This is a genomic window from Streptomyces fradiae ATCC 10745 = DSM 40063, from assembly GCF_008704425.1.
GTDB classification, from domain to species: domain Bacteria; phylum Actinomycetota; class Actinomycetes; order Streptomycetales; family Streptomycetaceae; genus Streptomyces; species Streptomyces fradiae.
In genome coordinates, this window is sequence record NZ_CP023696.1 from 4,696,895 (window position 1) to 4,719,418 (window position 22,524).

16 protein-coding genes and 1 pseudogene are annotated in these 22,524 nt (G+C 75.4%); 6 read left to right on the top strand and 11 right to left on the bottom strand.

All coding sequences use genetic code 11. The features are described from left to right. Positions 1-170: 170 nt before the first annotated feature. Together CP974_RS21125 and CP974_RS21130 are read right to left on the bottom strand one after the other, a co-directional pair. Positions 171-806, bottom strand: a complete 636-nt coding sequence (locus tag CP974_RS21125; RefSeq protein WP_031128998.1) for a response regulator — start codon at positions 804-806, stop codon at positions 171-173. Beyond that, positions 803-2,023 (bottom strand): sensor histidine kinase, encoded by a 1,221-nt coding sequence (locus CP974_RS21130; protein ID WP_031128997.1) that lies wholly within the window; start codon positions 2,021-2,023, stop codon positions 803-805. Before CP974_RS21130 ends, CP974_RS21125 begins: the two co-directional genes overlap by 4 nt. A gap of 183 nt (positions 2,024-2,206) precedes the next feature. On the opposite strand from CP974_RS21130, the gene CP974_RS21135 reads away from it, so the two are divergent. From CP974_RS21135 to CP974_RS21145, 3 genes are all read left to right on the top strand, one after another. Beyond that, on the top strand, positions 2,207-3,295 hold the full coding sequence (locus CP974_RS21135) for an ABC transporter permease (RefSeq protein WP_031128996.1): 1,089 nt from the start codon (positions 2,207-2,209) through the stop codon (positions 3,293-3,295). Next, positions 3,292-3,975 carry an ABC transporter ATP-binding protein gene (locus CP974_RS21140; RefSeq protein ID WP_031128995.1) on the top strand — a complete coding sequence of 228 codons (684 nt, stop codon included), beginning with the start codon at positions 3,292-3,294 and terminating at the stop codon, positions 3,973-3,975. The genes CP974_RS21135 and CP974_RS21140 overlap by 4 nt, the downstream gene beginning before the upstream one ends. Positions 3,976-4,450: 475 nt before the next feature. Then, complete coding sequence (locus tag CP974_RS21145) at positions 4,451-6,280, top strand: alkyl/aryl-sulfatase (RefSeq protein WP_215908538.1); 1,830 nt, start codon at positions 4,451-4,453, stop codon at positions 6,278-6,280. A gap of 292 nt (positions 6,281-6,572) precedes the next feature. Here the strand turns inward: CP974_RS21145 and CP974_RS21150 are convergent, their stop codons facing one another. Continuing rightward, on the bottom strand, positions 6,573-7,508 hold the full coding sequence (locus tag CP974_RS21150; protein ID WP_031128993.1) for an AurF N-oxygenase family protein: 936 nt from the start codon (positions 7,506-7,508) through the stop codon (positions 6,573-6,575). A 414-nt stretch (positions 7,509-7,922) separates the two neighbouring features. On the opposite strand from CP974_RS21150, the gene CP974_RS21155 reads away from it, so the two are divergent. After that, positions 7,923-9,035: a ferritin-like domain-containing protein gene (locus CP974_RS21155; protein ID WP_031128992.1), complete on the top strand. Its 1,113-nt coding sequence runs from the start codon at positions 7,923-7,925 to the stop codon at positions 9,033-9,035. A 161-nt stretch (positions 9,036-9,196) separates the two neighbouring features. Then, positions 9,197-9,809 (top strand): annotated as a pseudogene (locus CP974_RS21160) (Uma2 family endonuclease). Between the two features lie 20 nt (positions 9,810-9,829). Here the strand turns inward: CP974_RS21160 and CP974_RS21165 are convergent. The 7 genes from CP974_RS21165 to ligD form a co-directional block, all read right to left on the bottom strand. Beyond that, a complete protein-coding gene (locus CP974_RS21165; RefSeq protein ID WP_031128991.1) occupies positions 9,830-11,320 on the bottom strand; it encodes a penicillin-binding transpeptidase domain-containing protein in 1,491 nt (496 codons plus the stop codon). After that, complete coding sequence (locus CP974_RS21170) at positions 11,317-12,825, bottom strand: FtsW/RodA/SpoVE family cell cycle protein (RefSeq protein WP_085921554.1); 1,509 nt, start codon at positions 12,823-12,825, stop codon at positions 11,317-11,319. The genes CP974_RS21165 and CP974_RS21170 overlap by 4 nt, the downstream gene beginning before the upstream one ends. Before the next feature lie 245 nt (positions 12,826-13,070). Beyond that, positions 13,071-14,342 carry an ATP-binding protein gene (locus CP974_RS21175; protein ID WP_223844536.1) on the bottom strand — a complete coding sequence of 424 codons (1,272 nt, stop codon included), beginning with the start codon at positions 14,340-14,342 and terminating at the stop codon, positions 13,071-13,073. Positions 14,343-14,425: 83 nt separating this feature from the next. Continuing rightward, complete coding sequence (locus tag CP974_RS30740; RefSeq protein ID WP_261344845.1) at positions 14,426-15,394, bottom strand: hypothetical protein; 969 nt, start codon at positions 15,392-15,394, stop codon at positions 14,426-14,428. 333 nt (positions 15,395-15,727) lie between these two features. Next, entirely contained in the window at positions 15,728-18,211 is a 2,484-nt protein-coding gene (locus tag CP974_RS30410; RefSeq protein WP_224354481.1) for a PBS lyase, read from the bottom strand. 488 nt (positions 18,212-18,699) lie between these two features. Further along, positions 18,700-19,620, bottom strand: coding sequence for an ATP-dependent DNA ligase (locus tag CP974_RS21195; protein WP_223844537.1), 921 nt, complete (start codon positions 19,618-19,620; stop codon positions 18,700-18,702). A gap of 226 nt (positions 19,621-19,846) precedes the next feature. Beyond that, complete coding sequence (gene ligD / locus CP974_RS21200) at positions 19,847-20,833, bottom strand: non-homologous end-joining DNA ligase (protein ID WP_085921278.1); 987 nt, start codon at positions 20,831-20,833, stop codon at positions 19,847-19,849. A 41-nt stretch (positions 20,834-20,874) separates the two neighbouring features. On the opposite strand from ligD, the gene ku reads away from it, so the two are divergent. Beyond that, positions 20,875-22,107 (top strand): non-homologous end joining protein Ku, encoded by a 1,233-nt coding sequence (gene ku, locus CP974_RS21205; protein ID WP_031136382.1) that lies wholly within the window; start codon positions 20,875-20,877, stop codon positions 22,105-22,107. 56 nt (positions 22,108-22,163) lie between these two features. On the opposite strand, the gene CP974_RS21210 is transcribed toward ku, so the two are convergent. After that, the gene (locus tag CP974_RS21210) at positions 22,164-22,481 is read right to left on the bottom strand and encodes a trypco2 family protein (RefSeq protein ID WP_037939707.1); all 318 of its coding nucleotides are present in this window, start codon (positions 22,479-22,481) and stop codon (positions 22,164-22,166) included. Positions 22,482-22,524 lie beyond the last annotated feature (43 nt).

A 22,524-nucleotide genomic window follows, 5' to 3' on the forward strand; every position in this document is an offset into this window, starting at 1 on the left:
CACCGGCCTTCCGCACGCATGGCCCACCCGCCCGCGCCGGACGCTCCCGCGCCGTTGCCCGCGAGCGGGCGGCCCGGAAGCCCCTGGGAGGCGTGCCGGTGGGGGATGACCGGGCGCCCCCTGGAGGGGTGCGGGTTCGTGGCGGCTCCGGGCGCCCGCCCGCCCTCGGGTCAGCGGCGGATGAGGCCCAGATCGGTGGCGGTGGCGACGGCGGCGGTGCGCGAGTCGACACCGAGCTTGGCGTAGATGCGTGCCAGATGGGACTTGACGGTGCCCTCGGTCAGGTGGAGGCGGTCGCCGATGGCCTGGTTGGACAGGCCGTCGGCGACCAGGGCGAGCACTTCGGTCTCGCGCCGGGTCAGGGCGGTGCCCGGTGTGCGCAGCCGGTTCATCAGCCGGTCCGCGACGGTGGGCGCCAGCGTGGTGCGTCCCGTGGCGGCGGTGCGTACGGCTGCGGCCAGTTCCTCGGGCGGGGCGTCCTTGAGGAGGTAGCCGGTGGCGCCCGCTTCGATGGCGGGGAGGGTGTCGGCGTCGGTGTCGTACGTGGTGACGATCAGCACGCGGGGGGAGCCGGGGCGGGCGGTGATGGCCGCGGTGGCCTCGGCGCCGTTCATGCCCTTGCCGAACTGGAGGTCCATGAGGACGACGTCGATGCCGCCCTGGGCAGCGCGGGCGACGGCGGCCTCGGCTGTGGCGGCCTCGGCCACCACGGTGATGCCGTCCTCGGTCTCCAGTACGGCGCGAAGTCCCGCCCGTACGACGGGGTGGTCGTCGGCCAGGAGCAGGCGGATGGGGGTGTCGGTCACGCGCGGGCCTCGGGCTCGTCATGGGCGGAGGGGGTCAGGGGGAGCTGGGCGGCCAGTGCGGTGCCGTGGCCGGGGGCGGACTCGACGGTGAGGGTGCCACCGAGGGCGTGCACGCGGGCGCGCATGGCCGTCAGCCCGAAACCGCCGGCCTCCGGGTCGGGGGCGGGAAGGCGGTCGGGGCGGAAGCCGCCTCCGTCGTCGACGATGTCCACGGCGACGTGGTCGCCGAGGTAGCTCAGGGTGACCTCGGCGGTGGCGGCCTCGGCGTGGCGGACGGTGTTGGCCAGCGCCGACTGGGCGACGCGCAGCAGCGCGACCTCGTGCGCGGTCGTCAGCGGTAGGGGCTCGCCGGTGAGGTGGAAGCGCGCGGTGATCCGATGGCGGATGCTGGTGGTCGCGCACAGGCGCTCCAGGGCGCCGGCGAGAGTCGTGCCCTCCAGGGCGGGCGGGGTGAGGGCGGCGACGAAGCGGCGGGCCTCGGCGAGGTCGTCCACGGCGGCCTGCCGTGCCTGGTCGACGTAGCGGGCGGCGTTCTCCGGTGCGTGCGGCAGGGCGCGTTCGGCAGCGCGCAGCAGGAGCTGGATGCTGGAAAGGCCCTGGGCGAGGGTGTCGTGGATCTCGCGGGCCAGGCGCTCGCGTTCGGCGAGCACCCCGGCGGCATGCTGCGCGTTGGCCAGATCGGCGCGGGTGGCGGTGAGCTCTTCGATCAGACGCCTGCGCTGTTCGCTTTCCCGGTACAGGGCCTGGTAGCCCCATACCACCGCGACCGCCACGGCGGCGCCGATGGCCGGCCCGATCGCCATCGCGGGGCTGAAGGCCCCCTGGTGCGCGGCGAAGCCGGTGATGGCCGTCACCGCGGTGGCCGCCACCGCCGCCAGTCCGGCACGGCGGGACAGCAGGTGCAGCTGAAGGAAGTACAGCGGGAACGCCACCCACACCCCGTCGGCGGACCGGGTCAGCAGGACCAGCCAGCAGGCGCCCACGGCGGCCAGCCACAGTGCGGCGGCCCGCCGCGAGCGGCGCACCCGTGGCAGCACAGGACCGGCCGCGTAGATCACGGCGCACGCCGCAGCCGTGGCGGTGATCAGCCCGGCCTGCGGGTGGTGGTCGACGACGGCCCGGCCGGCGGCCAGCGCGAGCAGGACGACGACCAGCACATGCAGGCACCAGGCCAGCGCGCGGGTGGTGGGGGTCAGGGTGGGGGCGGTGGAGTTCACGGTCCCTCCAGCCTATGGACAAGCCCCCGGTCCCGGCCTCCACCGAAAGTTGCAACCGGTGTGCCGCCTTTCGGCGCGGCGATTGCCGTCCTGGGCCGGATGCCCGGGCGGGGGTCCGGAAGTGAGGGTGGAGTCATACCGCTTCCACCCCTGTGACATCCCACGAGAAGGCAGGCCCAAGCCGTGTTCGTCGCCTGGAGAGACCTGAAGTTCGCCAAGGGGCGCTTCGCCCTGATGGCGACCGTCATCGTGTTGATCACCCTGCTGGTCGGGCTGCTGTCCGGGCTCACCGCCGGCCTGGGCCGGCAGAACATCTCCGCGATCACCGGCCTGCCCGCGGACAGGATCGCCTTCGCCGCGCCCGGCGAGGGCGAGGAACCGTCGTACTCCAACTCCACCGTCACCGAGAAGCAGTGGCGGCGGTGGGCCGAGACGCCCGGCGTGAGCAGCGCCGAGCCGCTGGGCATCACCACCACCAAGGCGAGCGCCGGCCCCAAGAGCACCGGGGTGTCGGCCTTCGGCGTGCGGCCCGGCTCCGTGCTGGCCCCCGACAGCGACAAGCTCGACGACCATGCGGCGGTCCTGTCCGTCACCGCCGCCGCCGACCTCGGCGTGACGACGGGGGACACCTTCACGCTGGCCGGACAGGAGGTGAAGGTCGCCGCGGTGACCGGGGACGCCTCCTACAGCCACACCCCGGTCCTCTGGATCAGCCTCGACAGATGGCAGAGGACCACGCCCCCCACGGGCGGGACCGACCAGCCGACCGCCACCGTCATCGCGCTGAGGACCACCTCCGGAGCCGACATCGGCGCCGCCGACGAGGCAGCGGGCACCGAAACGGTCTCCAAGGACGACTCCCTGTCCGCGATCGGTTCCTACACCTCCGAGAACGGCTCCCTGCAGCTGATGCGCGGCTTCCTGTTCGCGATCTCCGCCCTGGTCATCGGCGCCTTCTTCACCGTGTGGACCATCCAGCGCAGCGGCGACATCGCCGTGCTCAAAGCACTGGGCGCCTCCACCACGGGCCTGCTCAAGGACGCCCTCGGTCAGGCCTTGATCCTGCTGACCGGCGGCACCCTGATCGGCACCGGCATCGCCGCCGCCCTCGGCGCACTCGTGGCCGGCTCGGCCGTGCCGTTCCTCCTCACCCCCGCCACCGTCCTGGTTCCGGCCGCCGTGATGATCGCGCTCGGCGCGCTCGGCGCCGCCCTGTCCATCCGCCGCATCACCTCCGTCGACCCGCTGACCGCCCTGGGGAGCGCCCGATGAGCCTCGACCTGACCGACATCACCCTCATCTACCCCGACGGCGAGAACCGCCTCACCGCCCTGGACCGGGTCACCCTCGAGGTGCCCAAGGGCACCCTGACCGCGGTCGTCGGCCCCTCCGGCTCCGGCAAGTCCAGCCTTCTGGCCGTCGCCGCCACCCTCATCACCCCGGACACCGGCACCGTCACCATCGACGGCCAGGCAACCACCGGCATGACCCGCGCAGAACTCACCGACCTGCGCCGTCACAAGATCGGCATCGTCTTCCAGCAGCCCAACCTGCTGCCCTCCCTCACCGCCGCCGAACAGTTGCAGGTCATGGCCCAGATCGACGGCCGCAAACCCCGCACCGCCCGAGACCGGGCCATGGAACTCCTCGACGGCGTCGGCCTGGCCGACCAGGCCCACCGGCGCCCCCATCAGCTCTCCGGCGGCCAGCGCCAGCGCGTCAACATCGCCCGGGCCCTGATGAACGACCCCACCGTCCTCCTGATCGACGAACCCACCAGTGCCCTCGACCACGAACGGGGCGCCGCCGTCATCGACCTGATCACCCGCCTCACCCACCGGCAGGCCACCGCCACCGTCCTGGTCACCCACGACCGCACCCACCTGACCGCCGTCGACCAGATCGCCGAAGTCCGTGACGGCCGCCTCCGCCTGCCCGCGGCGGCTCGCTGATCCTCCGAGCCCCGCAGGCACGGGGACGCGCCCGCGCACACCGGGGCGCGCCCCGGCCCCTCGACCCCACCCCCGCGGCGGCGACCACCGCGCCGGTCCGCGCACCACGCCCGAGACGGCCACCGCTCGATCGGCCGCAGGTGGTACGGCCGGGACGCGAGCGGCGGGCCAGCCGTGAGGCGGCTGCCGGATCTGCGGTACCGGAGGAGCTGAGACATCCCTGACGTGGGGTCTTCCCCGCCTCGCGGCGCGGTCTGCCGCTGACGGGCGACACGAGCAGTCGGAGAACGGCTCCCGGCCCGGCATGCCATGTCATGTCCCAAGAATTATAGTGCGATTCAAGCGTTTTGAGTACTTTGTGAATAGTTCGCGGTGAATCGCCTGGTGACCCGCGTCATTCGAATGGAGTTCCCTCATGAGCGGTAGCCGTGCAACCGAGGCGACACGTCGGTCGCCGGCGGACGCGGTCGGGGGAATGCCGAGCGCTGATGAGCGGGATTTCGAGGACGCCGACCGCGGGTTCGTCGGCCGCAGTGGAACCCGGCAGATCACCGCGACGGACGGACGGGTCGTCTGGGACCTGGACGCCTACGCATTCATGGAGGGGGACGCGCCGGAGACGGTGCATCCGAGCCTGTGGCGTCAGGGGCGGCTGCTGATCAAAGACGGCCTGTTCGAGGTCGTTCCGGGGATCTACCAGCTTCGGGGCTTCGACCTGTCCGTCATGAGTGTCATCGAGGGCGACAGCGGGGTCGTCGTCGTCGATCCGCTGGTGAGCAAGGAGACCGCGGCCGCTGCGTTCGCCCTGTACACCGAGCACCGGGGTGTGCGCCCGGTCGTGGCGGTGATCTACAGCCATTCCCACATCGATCACTTCGGCGGGGTGAAGGGGGTCGTCAGCGAGGATGACGTGAGGTCGGGCCGTACGCAGATCATCGCTCCGCACGGCTTCATGGAGCACGCGGCGTCGGAGAACGTGTTCGCCGGCACCGCGATGGCCCGGCGCGCCGGCTACATGTACGGGGCCGCACTGGAGAAGGGGCCGGCCGGGCAGGTGGGTACCGGTCTGGGCCAGACCGTGTCGACGGGCGAGGCGACCCTGATCCCGCCCACGGTGCATGTCACGGAGACGGGCCAGACGCTCACGGTCGACGGGGTCAGGATCGTCTTCCAGGTCACGCCGGGCACGGAAGCACCCGCGGAGATGAACTTCTACCTTCCCGATCACCGCGCGCTGTGCACCGCGGAGAACACCTCCCACACGCTGCACAACGTGCTCACCATCCGTGGCGCACAGGTACGCGACGCCCGAGCCTGGGCCGACTACCTCACGCAGACCATCAGCCTGTGGGGCGACGAACTCGACGTCGTGTTCGCCTCGCACCACTGGCCCACGTGGGGCCGCGCACAGGGGGTGGAGTTCCTCGGGCTGCAGCGTGACCTGTACTCCTACCTCCACGATCAGACCCTGCGGCTGCTGAACCAGGGCTACGTCGGGCCGGAGATCGCGGAGATGCTGCGGATGCCGCCCGCGCTGGAAGCCGTCTGGTCCACCCGTGGCTACTACGGATCGGTCAGCCACAACGTCAAGGCCGTCTACCAGCGTTACATGGGCTGGTACGACGGCAACCCCGCGCATCTGTGGGCCCACCCTCCCGTCGCGGCGGCGCAGCGGTACATCACGGCGATGGGCGGTGTGGACGCGGCGGTGGGCATCGCCCGGCAGGCGTTCGACGAGGGCGACTACCGCTGGGCGGTCGAGGTGCTCAACCACGTCCTGTTCGCCGACGAGGACCACATCCCCGCCCGCGCGCTGCAGGCGGACGCGTTGGAGCAGCTGGGCTTCGGCGCCGAGAACGGTACGTGGCGCAACGCCTTTCTCTCCGGCGCCCACGAGCTGCGGCACGGCCGGTTCGGGACCCCTACCACGGCGGCGGCACCCGACATCATGGCGGCGCTGACCGTTGAACAGGTCTTCGCCGGCATCGGTGTCCGCATCGACGGGCCGCGCGCCTGGGATGAGCACATCGTGCTGTCCTGGGTCCTCACCGACGAGGAGAGAACCCACGTCCTCGAGGTGCGCAACGGCGCGCTGAACCAACGCGTCGCCGACGCTCCCGCGCCCGGCTCCACGACGTTCACGCTCACCCGGCCGGTGCTGATCTCCCTGCTGACCGGCGCCCGGGAACTGCCCGCCGCGCTTGCCGAAGGGAGTGTGAGCGTTGACGGCGACCCCGCCGACCTCGGCCGGCTCGTCGACCTGCTCGCCCCCGTCGATCCGGACTTCGCCATCGTGACGGCTTGAGCCGGTACCCCGCTTCCTGGGCCAGGCGTCGCCCTGCCCCAGGGAGCAGGCCTCGCCGTCAGCCCGGCCCGGCCGTCCTCCCGGGTCGGCACCCGCACGGGAGCCGGGTGCCGGCGGTACTTCCGACAGCACGACCCGCAGCCCGCCTCCGGGCCCGTCCCTGAACCTGCGCCGAGGCCGACAGCACGAAGGCGCGCCCGGCCGCTCGCGGGCGCACGCGGCTCCCGCCCCCGGTGGTGGGGGCGCCCTCCACCGGGAGGACGCCCCGCGCGCCGCAAGCCGCGTCCGGTGACTACGCCAGCAGCCCCGAGCTCTTCCACAGGCGGCGGCCCGGGCCGCGCAGGACGCCGATGTCGTCCAGGAAGTCCGTCAGCCGCCGGGCGCCCGACTGCATGACCTCCCGGCGGTGGCCGCTCGCCCGCACCTGGGCGACGGCCTCGCGGCGGTCGAGGCCCACGTGCTCGTACACCTGGGGGTTGACGAAGCAGATCGAGAAGACGCGGGCCGCCTCGCCGCAGCTCAGCCGGGTGAACTCCTGCTCCCAGCGCGGCGCCGTGACCATCTGGCGGCGCAGCTCCTCGCGCGCGTAGCGCACGTGCCGGGCCTCCTCCACCACGTGGATGCGGGTCACGCCGCGTACCAGGGTCTGGATGCGCTCGTCCGGGAAGGTGAGCCGCTGCATCCAGTCGAGGATCTCCTCGCCCAGCAGCGTCGCCGCGAACGAACCGGGCGTCGTCGAGACGGTCTTCAGGACGCGCGCCAGGTTGTGGTAGACCCGCGGCACCGGGTACGCGGGGGCCCCGGACTTCTGGATCATGCGCGCGAACATCATGGAGTGGCGGCACTCGTCCGCGATCTCGGTGAGGGCGTAGCGGACGTGGTTGCTGGTCAGCGACTTGTCGTAGATGTGCCGGACCAGCAGCTGCATCAGGATGATCTCGAACCAGATGCCCAGCGACGCGAGCGAGGCCGCCTCGTGCCGGGCGAGGTCCATCCGCTGCTCCTCGGACATCTTCCGCCACAGCGGGGTGTCGTAGAGGGAGACCAGCTCCGGCGGCCAGAACCACTTGCCGTCCTCGAAGGGGCTGTCCCAGTCGAGCTCGGTGTCCGGGTCGAAGGAGTGCTTGGCGGAGGACTCCAGCAGCCGGGCGGCGACCTGCTCGCGGTCCCGGAGCGGGCCCAGCGCGTCGCGCAGCAGGCGCAGATCGGGTTCGGACACGGTCGTCATGGTCTGTCCCACCTCGCAGTCGGCTTTACGTGTGCGGTGTGCGGTGTGCGGCCGGTGGGCGCGGACCCCGTCGGCCTGCGGTCCCGTCGGCCTGCGGGCCTGCGGGCCTGCGGGCCTGCGGGCCTGTGGGCCGTGGGCCCGCCGGTCTGTGGGGCTGTCGGCCTTGGCCGGTCGTCGGCCCTCGCGGTTCGGAGGTCCGAGGGTCCGGGGTCCGCAGGGGCCGCCCCGCCCCCTTATGAGACTGTGTGTCAGCAAGGACGTCAATCCCCCGGACGCGACTTGTTGACCCGGTGTCTAGCAGGATGGACCCTGCCGTAGGGGAGCCCCCGCACGGGAGCCCCCGCCGGGGCGTCGGTCCGCACCGCCCGGCCCACCCCCGACCCGTACCCGCGGCCGACGTGAAGGAGCCCGCCCGTGTCCACGCTCGACCTGTACGCCAACGAGCCGGGAGCCACCGGCTGGGAGGTCCCCGCATCCGGCGCCGCCCGCTTCTCCTGGGAGTACGACGAGGGGCGCGAGCGGCTCCTCGCCCTGTACCAGAAGGGCAAGGACAAGCAGTGGGACGGCGCCCGGCGCATCGACTGGGAGCTGGAGGTCGACCCGTACGACCCGCTCGGCACCCCCGACGAGGCGATGACCGTCCACGGCACCCGCCACTGGGCGAAGATGACCGCGAAGGACCGCGGCGACCTGCGCCGCCACTACGCGTCCTGGCAGTTCAGCCAGTTCCTCCACGGCGAGCAGGGCGCCATGGTCTGCGCGGCCCGCATCATCGAGGCCGTCCCCGACATGGACGCCAAGTTCTACTCCGCCACCCAGGCGATGGACGAGGCCCGGCACGCCGAGGTCTACGGGCGCTTCCTCCACGAGAAGATCGGGATGCTCTACCCGATCAACGACAACCTCCAGTCGCTGCTCGGCGACACCCTGCGCGACTCCCGCTGGGACATGCCCTACCTCGGCATGCAGGTGCTCATCGAGGGCCTGGCGCTCGCCGCCTTCGGCATGATCCGCGACACCACGGACAAACCGCTGCCCAAGCAGATCCTCGCGTACGTCATGCAGGACGAGGCCCGGCACGTCGCCTTCGGGCGGATGGCCCTGCGCGACTACTACCGGCAGCTCACCGACGCCGAACTGCGCGAGCGCGAGGAGTTCGTCATCGAGGGCTGCTACCTGATGCGCGACCGGCTGCGCGGCGTCGAGGTGCTGGAGAACTTCGGCATCCCCAAGCGTGAGGCCGAGGAGATGTCGGAGCGGTCGGAGTTCCTGCGGCTCTTCCGGAAGCTGCTGTTCAGCCGGATCGTGCCGTGCGTGAAGGACATCGGCCTGTGGGGCGAGCGGCTCCAGCGGGCGTACGTGGACATGGGCGTCCTCGACCTGGGCGACTCCAGCCTGGACGCGCTCATGGCCCAGGACGAGGAGATCGCCGAGCGCCTGGACGCGGAGCGCTTCGCCCGCGAGGAGGCCGAGCGCGTCGCGGAGGTCGAGGACGCCATCGCGGAGGGCGGCGGAGGCCGTGCCTAGGGCCGGAAGGCGGCCGGGCGTCGTCGCCGGGAAGGTGGGACTGCCAGTGGCATAGGCCGGAGTCAATCCCCTGTGCGCTGTGCGCTCGTCAGAGGGGCGTTCCGCCGTTCACGCTGGGTACTCTGGCCCTACCGGGCAGACTCCATCGCATGGGAGCGATCATGGCCGCCGCACGCGATTACGGACTGGGCGACGACTACACCTGGCCTCGTCCGCCGGGCCGGCGGGTGGACGGCGGACGACCTGGACCGGCTTCCGAATCTCCCTCCGCACACGGAGCTGATCGACGGGAGTCTCGTCCTCATGAGTCCGCAGACCGATTTTCGTATGGCGGCGATGCGCCTGCTGGAGTTCGGCTTGTGGGTCCAAGCGCCGGAACACCTCTACGTCGCCCGTGAGATGACCACGAGGCTGGGGAAGTGGGACCGGCTCGAGCCGGATCTCATGGTCGTGCAGCGCAGTGCTCGCACGGGGCCCGATCAGACGTGGTACGAGCCGGACGACGTCGTCCTCACCGTCGAGATCGTCTCCAGGGACTCCGTCCGGAGGGACCGGGACGTCAAGCACCGCAAGTACGCCGACGCGGGCTTCCGCCACTTCTGGCGGGTGGAGGAGGAGGGCGGCCTCCCCGTGGTCTACGTCTACGAACTGGACCCGGCCACCCAGCAGTACGCGGTGCCCGTCATCCACCGTGACCGGCTCAAGCTCGACCTGCCCTTCCCGATCGACATCGACCTCACCGCCTTCGACCGCCCCCAGCGCCCGAATCCCTGAGCGGGCGCCTTCTCACAGACTCACCCCCGGCCCCCCTCCGCCGCCAGGGCCGACTCCATGACCGCGCGGGCGATCGGGGCCGCGCTGCCGCCGCCGCTGATCTCCTCGCGCCGCGCCGCCGCGTCCTCCACGACCACCGCCACCGCGACCGCCGGGCGGGGCGCCCCCGCCGCTCGGGCCCAGCCGATGAACCAGGCGTACGGGGTGCCCTGGTTCCCCACGCCGTGCTGGGCGGTGCCGGTCTTGCCGCCGACCTCCGCGCCCTCGATCGCCGCGTTGCTCCCGGAGCCCCGCTCCACCACGTCCACCATCAGCGCGCCCAGCGTCCGCGCCGTGCCCGGCGACATCGCCCGCGCGTACGTCTCCCGGTGCGCCCGCCCGACGACGCCGCCGTCCGCCGTGGTCGTCGTCTCCACCAGGTACGGGCGGGCCACCTCCCCGCCGTCCGCGACCGCCGCCGCGACCATCGCCATCTGCAGCGGCGTCGCCCGCGTGTCGTACTGGCCGATCGCCGACAGCGCCAGCCGGTCCGGGGACATGTCCGCGTCGAAGTTCGACCGCGCCACGCGCGACGGTACCCGCAGGTCCGCGTCGTTGAAGCCGAACGACCGGGCCGCCGCGACCATGCGGGTCAGGCCGACCTCCACCCCGAGGCGGGCCAGCACCGTGTTGCACGACCAGCGGACCGCGTACGCCAGGGACGCGTCGTCGCAGCCCCGCGCCTCGTTCGGCAGCAGGGTGCGGGTGCCCGGCAGCGGGTACGGGTCGGGGGTGCCGCTCGGCGCGTACACGTCCGTCACCACGCCCGCGTCCAGCGCCGCCGCCGCCGTCACGATCTTGAAGGTGGACCCCGGAGGGTACGTCTCGTGCAGCGCCCGGTTCAGCATGGGGCGGCCCGGAGCCGCGTTGAGCCGCGCCCAGGCCGCCGCGGGCTCCGCCCCCGTGCCCGACAGCAGCGCGGGGTCGTACGACGGGCTGGAGACCAGGGCCAGGACGCGGCCGGTGGACGGCTCCAGCGCGACGACCGCGCCGCGCCGGCCGGCCAGCCCCTCGTACGCGGCCCGCTGGAGGCCGGCCCGGATGGTCGTGGCGACGTGCCCGGCGGGGTGCCGCCCCCGGCCGGGGCCGCCCGGCCTGCCGAGTCCGCCGATGAGGGGGAGCCCGGCGAGGTGCGGGCTGGTGCCGGAGAGGATGCCGTCCTCGGCGTCCTCCACCAGCGTCGTGCCGTACGTCTGGGAGGCGTGCCCGGTGACCGGCGCGTAGAGGGGGCCATCGGAGTAGGTGCGCTCGTACCGCAGGGTCTGGCCGGTGTCCTGCGAGCCGGTGACGGGGCGGCCCTCCACCAGGATGTCGCCGCGCGGTTCGGCGTACCGGGCCAGGACGGGGCGGCGGTTGGCCGGGTTGCCGAGGAGCCGGTCGGCCTCGAGGACCTGGACGCGCGCGGTGTTGGCCAGCAGGGCGACGAGGAGGAGCAGGCACAGGGCGGCGGCGCGGCGGATGTACGTCGTCACCGGGCGCCCTCCCGCGTGGGCGCCGCCGGGGCCGGGCCGGGGGGCCGGGCGGGGGCGGTGGCCCGCGGGGCCGCGCCGCCGGGGAGGGGGCCGCCGTCGTGGGGCGGGTCGCCGCCGGGGCCGCAGCCGGGACCCGGCTCCGGGGCGGAGCCCGCGTCGGGGGCGGGACCCGGCTCGGGGGCGGGCGCGCGGGCCGAGTCGCTCATCCGTACCAGCAGCGCCACCATCACCCAGTTGGTGACCACGGAGGAGCCGCCCTGCGCGAGGAACGGCATGGCCATGCCGGTCAGCGGGATCAGGCCCGTCACCCCGCCCGCGATGACGAACACCTGGAGCGCGAGGATCGACGCGAGCCCCGTCGCCAGCAGCCGCCCGAACGGGTCGCGCAGCGCGAGGCCGGAGCGGAAGCCGCGCGCCACGAGCAGCGCGTACAGCAGGAAGATCGCGGTGAGCCCGGCGTGACCGAGCTCCTCGCCCGCCGTGGCGAGGATGAAGTCCGACTTGGCGGCGAAGCCGATCAGCGCGGAGTGGCCCTGCCCCAGCCCCGTGCCGAACATCCCGCCCGCCGCGAACGCGAACAGCGACTGCGCGAGCTGGCCCGGCCCCCGCCCCGCCTCGATCGACGCGAAGGGGTGCAGCCAGTCCTCCACCCGCCCGTGGACGTGCGGCTCCAGCGCGCCCACGGTGAACGCGCCCACCGAGGCGAGCAGCAGCCCCACCGCGATCCAGCCGGTCCGCCCCGTCGCCACGTACAGCAGGATCACGAACAGCCCGAAGAACAGCAGCGACGTCCCGAGGTCCCGCTCCAGGACCAGCACGCCCACGCTGATCAGCCACACGGCGAGGACCGGCCCCAGCACCCGCCCGGCCGGCAGCCGCACCCGCCACAGCCGGCGGCCGGTGTGCGCGAGCGCGGTGCCGTTCGCCGCCAGGTACGCGGCGAAGAACACCGCCAGCAGGAGCTTGGCGAACTCGCCCGGCTGGAACGACAGCCCGCCGACCCTGATCCAGATGCGGGCCCCGTTCACGGCGGGGAAGAAGATCGGCACCGTCAGCAGGGCCAGCGCGGCGGCCACCGACAGATACGCGTACCGCTGGAGCAGCCGGTGGTCCCGCAGGCAGACGACGACCAGGGCGAACAGCGCCACGCCCAGCGCCGACCACACCAGCTGCGTGGGGGCGGCCCGGTCGGCGGGGGTCTCCAGGTCCAGGCGGTAGATGAGGACCAGGCCGAGGCCGTTCAGCAGCACGGCGATCGGCAGGAGCAGCGGATCGGCGTACGGGGCGCCGAACCGCACCGCCAGGTGGCCCGTCAGCGCCAGCAGGCTGAGGCCGGCCCCGTAACCGGCCACGTCGTGCGGTACGGCCCCGCTGCGGGCCAGTCCCACGGCGGCGTACCCGAGCATCGAGCACAGCACGGCGCACACCAGCAGCGAGAACTCCACACCGCGTCGCCTGGGGAGACGCACCCGGGGCGGCGGGGCGTCCGTCGTCGCTGCGGTCATGGGTCGCAACGTAGCAAGTGGTGGGGGTTATGTCGCTTATGCCGGATCAGATCCGGTCGGGTCGGGTCGGGACGGAGCGGATCGGAGCGGGTCGGGCCGGGTCGGGTCGGATCGGAGCGGGTCGGGACGGGACGGAGCGGGACGGGTCGGATCGGAGCGGGTCGGGTCGACTCGGGTCGCGTCCGGGTGAGGGGTCCGGGGGCCGGCGGGGCGACCGTCCGGCGGGGCCGCCCGGCCGGCGCCGGTCAGGTGCCGTCCGGGGCGTCCTCCGCCGTGAGGTCCACGTACTCCGGGAGCGTCAGCCGGGCCTCGGCGCCGCCGTCCGGGGCGTTGGCCAGCACCAGCTCCGCTCCGATCACCGCCGCCTGGCCGCGTGCGATGGTCAGCCCCAGTCCGTGCCCCTTGCCGCCGCTCTCGGTGCGGAACCGCTGCGGGCCGTGCTCCAGCAGGTACGCCGGGAAGCCCTCGCCGTGGTCCCGTACCGTCACCACCGGCCCGTCCACGGTCAGCTCGACCGGCGCCGCCCCGTGGCTGTGGGCGTTGGCCAGCAGATTGCCCAGGACCCGCTCCAGCCGCCGCCTGTCGGTCTCCACCCGCGCGTCCCGCACGACCCTCACCCGCGCCCCCGCGCCCGAGGCGCGCGCCACCCGCTCGGCCAGCGGCCCCAGCGCGTACACGTCGAGGTCCACCCGCTCGCGGCCCGTGTCCAGGCGGGAGATCTCCAGCAGGTCCTCCGTCAGCGCCCGCAGCGCCCGCACCCGGTCCCGCACCAGCTCCGACGGCCGCCCCGGCGGCAGCAGTTCGGCCGCCGCCGACAGGCCGGTCAGCGGCGTCCGCAGCTCGTGCGCCACGTCGGCGGTGAACCGCTGCTCGGCCAGCAGCTTGCCCTGGAGCGCCGACGCCATCGTGTCCAGGGCGCCCGACACGGTCGCCACCTCGTCCTGCGGGCGCGACGGGTCCTTCGTCCGGGGGTCGCCGACCCGCGCGTCCAGGTCGCCCGCGCCGATCCGCCGCGCCACCAGCGCCGTCAGGTGCAGCCGCCGCGTCACGCGGGTCACCGCGAACGAACCGACCAGCAGCGTCGCCGCGATGGCCAGCACCGACGAGCCGAGGATCGCCTGGTCGAGGCCGCTGATGGTGCGGGCGCTCAGCGAGTAGTCGAGGCGTACCGCGAGCGCCCGGCCGTCCGCCGGGCCCGCCGCCCACATCGTCGGCCGGCCGCCGTGGTCGGCCACCATCGTGCCCCGGCTGCCGCCCGTCGCCAGGGCCCGCAGCGACGGCGGCAGGCCGACCGGATCGACGCCCGCGAAGGCCGGCAGCGGTTCCCCCGCCTCGTACGCCCGCGTCACGTCCTCCAGCCGGGCCAGGGCCTTCTCGCGGGACGCGTCCACGGTCTGCCGGGTCACCGACACGTGCACGAGGGCGCCCAGCAGCGCGGCGAGGGCGCAGCACATGAGCGTGATGAAGACGGCCGCCTTCCAGGTGAGCGTCGCCGTCCAGGCGGGCCGGCGCGGCACGCCGGGCACCCGCCGTGTCCAGGCGGGCCGGCGCGGCACGCCGGGCACCCGCCGTCTCCCGCCCGCGCGGCCGGGGGCGGCGCTCACCGGGGCCCCGCCGCCGCGGCCCGGGCCGCCGTCCGAGCCTGCGGCGCGGGCCCGTAGGCGGTCCGCGCCTCCGGCTCCCGCTCCGGGTCCCGCTCCGGCTCCCGTTCCGGCGCGGGGGCCGTCCCGGCGGCTTCCGGCTCCGCGCCCGGTTCGCGGGCCGGCGGGCCGCCCACCGACGGCCGGTCCGCCGACGGCTGGTCCGCCGGGGTCCGGTCCGCCGCCGTCCGGTCCGCCGACGGGGCGCCGGCCGGCGGGAGGGGGGCCGGCGGAGGCGGGGTCGGCTTGACCCGTACGATCTCGTCCCGCGCCGGCAGCATGGTGCCCTGCCGGGCGTCCCACGACCACGCCGTGCGGTACTCGTAGCCGGGGATGCCCGCCGAGACCGCCCGCAGGATCAGGTCCCGGCCCGCCAGCTCCACGCTGACGAGCTGCTCCACCGTCGACATCACCCGCGTCAGTCCGCCGCCCTCCGCCAGGTAGCAGCGCACCGCGACCTGCTGGTCCGCCACCCGGACGGCGAGGATCAGCTCCTCCCGGCCGTCCCCCGTCAGGTCCCGGTAGTACGGCCGCAGCACCGGGCACGCCTCCGGTGCGGTGCCGCACCGGCGCACCGCCCGCGCGGTCCGCTCGTCGACGCCGTCCCCGCCGCCCTGCCCCTCCGCGTCCGCCGCCAGCTCGGCGCGCACCACCGCCACCGGGTCCACGTCCCGGACGCCGCCCTCCGGCACGCGGACACCGGGCACGCGCCGGGTGTCGCTCTCGCCGTAGTCGAGGGGCGGCGCCGTGACCGGCGGCAGATCGGGCCACAGCCGGACCGGCCCCACGGCGGTCGGGGTGGCGCCCGCGCCGCGCAGCTCGCCCGCGTCCCCGCAGGCCGCCAGCGGCAGCAGCAGCGCGGCGGCCGCGACGGGCGGCACCAGGCGGGCCGCGCGGCGCACGGCGGGACGGCGGCGGTGCGGGGTCACGTCTTCGGAGCTCCTGGCGGTCAGGGTGGTGCCGCGCGCTCCCTGCGACCGGGGCGCGCGCCCGGGTCGGGCCGCCGCCACCTTAGGCGCAGCGCGTTGCGGGGGCCCCTCGGTGATGTAACAGCCGTCCCACGACCACCCCACCGGCCCCGGCCGGCGCCGTACGCCCGGCCTCCGGTCTGCCGAGGCCCCGCCCGGGGACCCCGGCCGCCTCGGGCGCGGCAGCCCCGGACGGCCCCGGACGGCCCCGGACGGCCCGGCCGCGGACGGCCCGGCCGCACGGACCCCCGGCTCCCTGGCGGCCTCGGCCGCACCGGGCCCCGGCCCCCGGCCTCAGCCCCCGACCGCCCCGCCGAGGGCGCGGCGGCACAAGGACAGCAGGTGCTCGTCCTCGTGGACGTCCTGGTCGCCGCTCACCCCTGCCGCGACGTTGTGGCGCCGCTTCCGGGCCAGCTCGCCGCGCAGCAGCGGGGCGGCGTCGGGCGCCAGGCGCTCCACCGGCCCCAGCTCCGCCAGGCACTCCGCGATCGCGACGCGCGTGTGCCGGTTCTCCCGCCACGCCGCCGCCAGCACCGGCAGCGCCTCCCCGGCGTCGCCGGTCACCCGGCACAGCGCGGTGCCCGCGTCCACGCGCAGCCACATGTCGGGCGCCGTCAGGCAGGCCCGCAGCTCCGGCGCCGCCGCCCGCGCCGACCCGCCGAACGCCCCGACCGCCCACGCCGCCGACCGCCGCCCCTGGACGTCCGGCGCCCGCAGCAGCGCCCGCAGCCTCGGCAGCACCGCCCCCGCGTCGCCCTCCACCGCCCACAGCGCCCGTGCCGCGGCCGTCACCGTCCCGGCGGACGGGTCGCCCAGCAGCGCCCGCGCGTCCGCCGCCGCCTCCCGCGCGGCCGGGCCGAACGCCGTGACCGCCCGCAGCGCCGACTCCAGCACCCACTCGCGGCGGAAGGCCGGCGCGGCGCGCAGCACCCGCAGCACCTCGGGCAGCGCCTCCACCGCCCGCAGCCGCGCCAGCGCCAGCAGCAGCGGCCCGGACTGCTCGCCCAGCTCGTCGTCGAGCGGCAGCGCACCCAGCCTGCGGCGCAGCAGCGGCACCAGCGGAGCGCCCGCCTCCGCCAGGTGCGGGATGGCGTACAGCAGCCGGCAGTCCGGCTCCGGCTGCTCCAGGGCCCGCGCCAGCGCCGGGACCGCACGGGCGTCGCCCGCCCGGGTCAGGGCCAGCAGCGCGCTCGGCGTACCGGGCCGGCCGCCCACCCAGTCGGGCACCCACGGGGCGGGGTCTGCCGCCACCCGCGCCGCCAGGTCGTCGGCGGCGGGCCGGGCCAGCGCGAACAGCCCCTCCAGCCAGCTCGCGGCGACCGCCCGCAGTCGCGGCTCCGGGTCGCGCAGCTGCGCCCCGACGAGCCGCACCACCCCGTCGTACGCCCCCCGCCAGGTGCGGACCAGGCTGCCGCACATCCACACCGCGTCGGTGCGCTGCGCCGCGTCGGGGCTGCGCAGCTGGGCGCTGACCAGGGCGATACGGTCGTCCACCCGGTCGTCGAGGGCGCCGTGCAGGGTGCGCAGGAGGTCGTCCTCCCACGCCGTGCCCCGCCCCGCCCGCTGCTCCTCGCGCGGTTCCCTGGGCTGGCCGAGCAGCGTCGGAGCGGCGGGTCGCGACTCGGCCGGTTCCGACGGTGGCACGCAGTGCACGGGACCTCCGGACACAGGGCCGTCCCAGCCGCCTTGCGCCGCCCAGGAGTTGGCCGAATTCCACAGGTTCGACGGGCCGCCGGGGCCGCCGCAGGACCTTCCGGAGGCCGCTTCGAGGCCCGATCCGGCCCCCGCACCGACCCCGCCGGCCGTTCCGAAACCCGTTCCGAAACCCGATCCCGAGCCCGCCCCGGCCCCCGCTCCGGGACCGCGGCCCGCACCCGCGCCGGCTCCGCCTCCCGCCCCGAGGCCCGCTCCCGCCGACCCCCCCGCACCCCCGGCCCCGGCCCCCGCTCCGAGACCGGATCCCGCACCCGTGCCACCGGCGCCCCCACCGGCACCGACACCCCCGCCCGTACCGGTCCCGCCGCCGGGGGCGCGCGACGCCGAGCGGCGCAGCTCCGCCAGCAGCGCGGTCACGGTCCGCACGACGTCGGGCGGCAGCCGCCCCGGCGCGCACCGGGCGATCTGGGCCAGCGCGGCCAGCCGCAGCGCGGGGTCCTGGGCGGCGCCGGACAGCCAGGCCAGCCAGGCCGCGGTCTCCTCGCGGAGGGACTCGTACCGCAGGGCGATCCGGCCGATCGCCTCCACCAGCGCCAGCCGCACCTCGGCGTCCCGCTCGACGGTCAGCCGCTCCCGCAGCAGGTCACGGACGTGCACCGGATCGCCGTGCAGCGACGCCAGCGCGCCGGGGACCGCGAGGCGCACCTCCCGGTCGGGGTCGCCGACCAGGCCCAGGAACACGTCGGCGCCGGCGGCCACGGCGGCGGCGGCCATGGCGTAGTTGGCGGCGTCCTCGAACTCCTCGTCCTCCGGGTCGAGGTCGTCCAGCTCGTCGTCGCCGCACAGGTCGATGCCGCCGATGCTGGCCAGCAGCTCCACGACGCAGCCCCGGTCCTGCACGTCCGGGCTCGCCACCAGCTCCAGCAGGAACGGGATGCACGCCAGCGTCGAGTCGTAGACATCGCCCTGGTGGTGCACCGTGCCGTACATCCCGTCCAGCGCCCGCTCGCGCTCCGCCGGGTCGTCGGACGCCAGGCCGCGCAGCAGCGCGGGCACGTCGTCGGCCGGACCGTAGGCATGACCCAGCGAGGCCCAGTCGACCTCGTCGATCCCCGTGAACATGCCTTCCCTCCCCGTGAACCCTGCACTTGGGGGCAATAGTGCACCACACCGGCGAGGGTGATGCCCCGGCAATCGGACACGCCTCGGACACGCGAAGGACACGTGCTCGTGCCCCTGTTCTCCGCTTCTCCGCCCCTTCGCCGGACCCGCGTCCGGCCCGGCGCGGGCGCGTCCGGACGGGGGTAGGCGACGGCGGGCGCCCCTCCTGCACGCCGTGCCGCCCCCGCCCGCCCGCGGCGCCCGCCCGCCGTGCCACGGCTGCCCCTGCCCAGCCCGCCCGCCCGGCCCGGTCCGGCTCAGCCCGTACGGTGCCTCCGCGCCCCGATGGCATCTCCGCCGCGCCCCGCGCCCCGCCGCCCGCCGCTCCCCGCGCGCCCGCCGCCGGTCCGTCGCGGCCCGGTCGTGCGACCGGCCCCGCCCGCCCGCCAGGCCCCCCGCCCATCCGCCGTGGCCCGCCGCCCGCCCGGTCCCCGGAGCGCCCGGCTGCCTCAACCGCCCCGCTCCCCGCCCCCCTTGAGGCGCAGGACCGTGGTCACCGTGTGCCGGGTGGTGCCCTGCGCCACCTCCGCCTCCAGCGCGGGCGGCACCGACCGGTACGCGACCTCCCCCACGCCGACCGCCGTCGCCGTGCCGCCGCCCACCGGCTCCGGGAGGCCGCGCAGGGCCGCCCCGGCCTCGGCGCGCAGCCGGGGCGCGAGCGGGCCGGACACGACGGGGGCGTCGTCGTCGGGCAGCACCAGCACCAGGGCGGAGGGGCGCTCGCGGGGGCCGGTGAAGCCGATCACCACGGCGTCCCGCGTGTCGGTGTGGCGCAGCTTCCGCCACGCGCGGCGGCCCGCCCGGTACGGCTCGTCGAGCCGCTTCACCACGAGCCCTTCGACCCCGACGGCCGGCAGGGTCTCGAACCAGTCCCGCGCCACGTCCGGGTCGGTCGTCATCGGCACGGCCTGGATCGGCGGCCCCAGCCCGGACAGAAGCGCCTCCAGCCGCTCGCGCCGCCGGACGTACGGGGCCGGGCGCAGGTCGGCGCCGTCGGCGGCGAGCACGTCGAAGGCGGCGTACGAGGCGGGCAGCCGCCGCGCCAGCGCGGGCGCCCGGCCGGGGGTGGCCGCGGCCCGCCCCTGCACGGCCGCGAAGTCGGTGCGGCCGCCCGACCAGACCACGACCTCCCCGTCCAGCACCGTGCCGTCCGGCAGGGCGCGGGCGGCCTCGGCCAGGTCCGGGAACGCGGCCGTGACCAGGCGCCCCGACCGCGCCTGGAGGACCACCTCCCCGGCGGCGCCCCGGAACAGCACCATCCGGTGCCCGTCGAACTTCGGCTCGTACGCGAGCCGTCCGGGGTCCCGGGGCAGTGCGTGCACCGCCTCCGCGAGCGCCACCCGCACGGGCGGTACGACGGGGCCCTTCACGACGGGCGCCCCGCCCGGCCGGGGCACGGGCGACGGCGGACGTCCAGAAGACGACGGCCCTCCGGGCGGTGACGGCGGGCGCCCCGGCGACAGCGGGCGTCCAGGCGGCAACGGCCGCCCCGGCGGCGGCGGGCGCCCGCGCCGGAGCCCGTCACGACGCGGCCCGTCACGACGCGGCCCGTCACGACGTGGCCCGTCACGACGCGGCCCCTCACGACGCGGCCCCTCACGACCGGGCCCCAGGCTCCGGCCGCCCCGGCCCTCCGGCCCCGGACGTCCCCGGCCGCCCCGGCGCCCCCGGCCGCCCGGACCCCCCGCCCCCCGACGCCCCCGGCACCGGCCCCGCCCCCTCGTCGGCGGCCAGCGGGGCCAGCAGGTCGCCGTACCGCCCCAGGCGGGGGCCGAGGTCGCCCAGCAGGAACATCAGCTGCCCCGGATCGCGGCACCCCTCGACCTCCTCCCAGGTGACCGGCGTCGACACGGCCGGGAGGCGGCGGGCGCGCAGGGTGTAGGGGGCGGCCGTGGTCTTCGCGGCGGTGTTCTGGCTGTGGTCCACGAAGACCTTGCCGGGCCGCAGCGCCTTCGCCATCCGGTGCACGACGTGCTTCGGGTGCTCGGCCTCCGCCTCGACGGCGAGCCCGCGGGCGTACGCGGACACCTCCTCCGACGGGGTCGGCTCGACCGGCACGTACAGGTGCAGGCCCTTCGCGCCGGAGGTCTTGGCGTACGCGGTGAGCCCGTCCTCGGCGAGCCGTTCCCGCAGCCACAGGGCGACCCGGCAGCACTCGACCACGGTGGCGGGCGGGCCGGGGTCCAGGTCGAGGACGAGCCGGTCGGCGACGGCCGGGGCCGCCGCCCGCCACTGCGGGGTGTGGAACTCCACGACCAGGTTGGCCGCCCACATCAGCGAGGCCAGCCCGTCGACGACGACCTGGCGGGCGCGCGGGTCCTCCGAGCGGGGAACGGGCGCGGTCCTCACCCAGTCGGGGGTGCCGGGCGGCGGGTTCTTGGTGAAGAAGAGCTGCCCGTCGGGGCCGTCGGGATAGCGCAGGAACGACAGCGGCCGGTCGCGCAGGTGCGGCAGCAGCGCCTCGGCCACGGTCGCGTAGTAGTGCAGGATCTCGCCCTTGGTGGTGCTGGTGGCCGGGTGGATGACCTTGTCCAGGTTGCTGAGCGCGAGGCGCCGCCCCTCCACCTCCGTGATCGGCGTCATAAGATGAGAATCCCATGATTCCGGTACGAAAGGGACGAACCGTGCGATCCATCTGGAACGGCGCGATCTCCTTCGGGCTGGTCAGCATCCCCATCAAGCTGGTGAACGCGACCGAGAACCGCTCCGTCTCCTTCCGCCAGATCCACACCGCCGACGGCGGCCGCGTCCGGTACCGCAAGGTGTGCGAGCTGGACGGCGAGGAGCTCCCGTCCGCCGAGATCGGCAAGGCGTACGAGGAGGCCGACGGGACGATGATCCCGATCACCGACGAGGACCTGGCCGCGCTGCCGCTGCCCACGGCCAAGACGATCGAGATCGTCGCCTTCGTGCCGGCGTCGGAGATCGACCCGCTCCAGCTCGACGCCGCCTACTACCTGGCGGCGAGCGGGGTGCCCGCGGCGAAGCCGTACACGCTGCTGCGCGAGGCCCTGAAGCGCAGCGAGCGGGTGGCCATCGCCAAGTTCGCGCTGCGCGGGCGGGAGCGGCTCGGCATGCTGCGGGTGGTGGACGACGTGATCGCCATGCACGGTCTGCTGTGGCCGGACGAGATCCGGCAGCCGGAAGGGGTCGCGCCCGACACCGCCGTCACGGTCCGGGACGCCGAGCTGGACCTCGCGGACGCGCTGATGGACACGCTCGGCGAGGTCGACATCAGCACCCTCCACGACGACTACCGGGAGGCGGTCGAGGAGCTGATCGCCGCCAAGGCTGAGGGCGCCGTCGAGGCGCCCGCCGAGGCGAAGCCGGAGCGGGGCGCGCAGGTCATCGACCTGATGGCGGCGCTGGAGAGCAGCGTACGGGCGGCCCGCGAGGCCCGTGGCGAGGAAGCGGCCGGCGAGGAGGCCACCGGTCGGGCGGCCCGGGAGCCGGCCGGGGACCAGGCCGGGCGGGCGGCCGGGGAGGCCGCGGAGGCCGAAGGGGGCGAGGAGGGCGCCGGCGGGGCGGCGTCCGTCACGGAGCTGCGCCGCCGTACGCCGCCGAAGGCCCCGGCCGCGCCCAAGGCGAGCGGCGGCCGGAAGTCCACGGCCCGCACCGCCGCGAGGACGGCCGACGCGGCACCGGCGCGCAAGTCCACGGCGAAGAAGACCGCCGCGAAGAAGGCCGCCGCCAAGAAGACGGCGGCGAGGACCACGGCCGGGACGGCCGCGAAGTCCGCGTCCAAGGCGTCCGCGAAGGGGGAGGGCAAGAAGGCCGCAGCCGCCCGCGGGACGTCGTCGGGCGCCACGGGGAAGACCGCCGCGAAGAAGTCCACCCCGCGCAGGAAGTCCGCCTGACGGCCCGGCGGCGCGGGCGCCGCGCGATCCGCGCCCCCGCCGTCACCGCGCGGCCCTCAGTCCGCCGCCCGCGGCGCCGGAGTGCCCCGCGAGACGCGGACCCGGCCGCCCCCGTAGTCGGGGACCAGCTCCACCTGCACGTGATGGGTGGTCTGCCGGTCGACCTGACCGCCCATCTCGGCCGTGACCACACCGATGTTCAGTCCGCCGCGCCCCGACGCCGAGCGGTGCACCTGCACCGTGAACTCCACGTTCACCCGCTCCACGGTGAAGCCCAGCGGGCGCCCCTGCGCGTCGGCGCGGGCCTTCTCCAGCTCCCCCCGGATCTGCCGCACCACTTCCGCGAGTTCCACGAAGCCCTGTTCGTCCGCCATCGCCGCACGCCCCCCGTGTCGTGGTCGAGTCTTCCGATCGCCA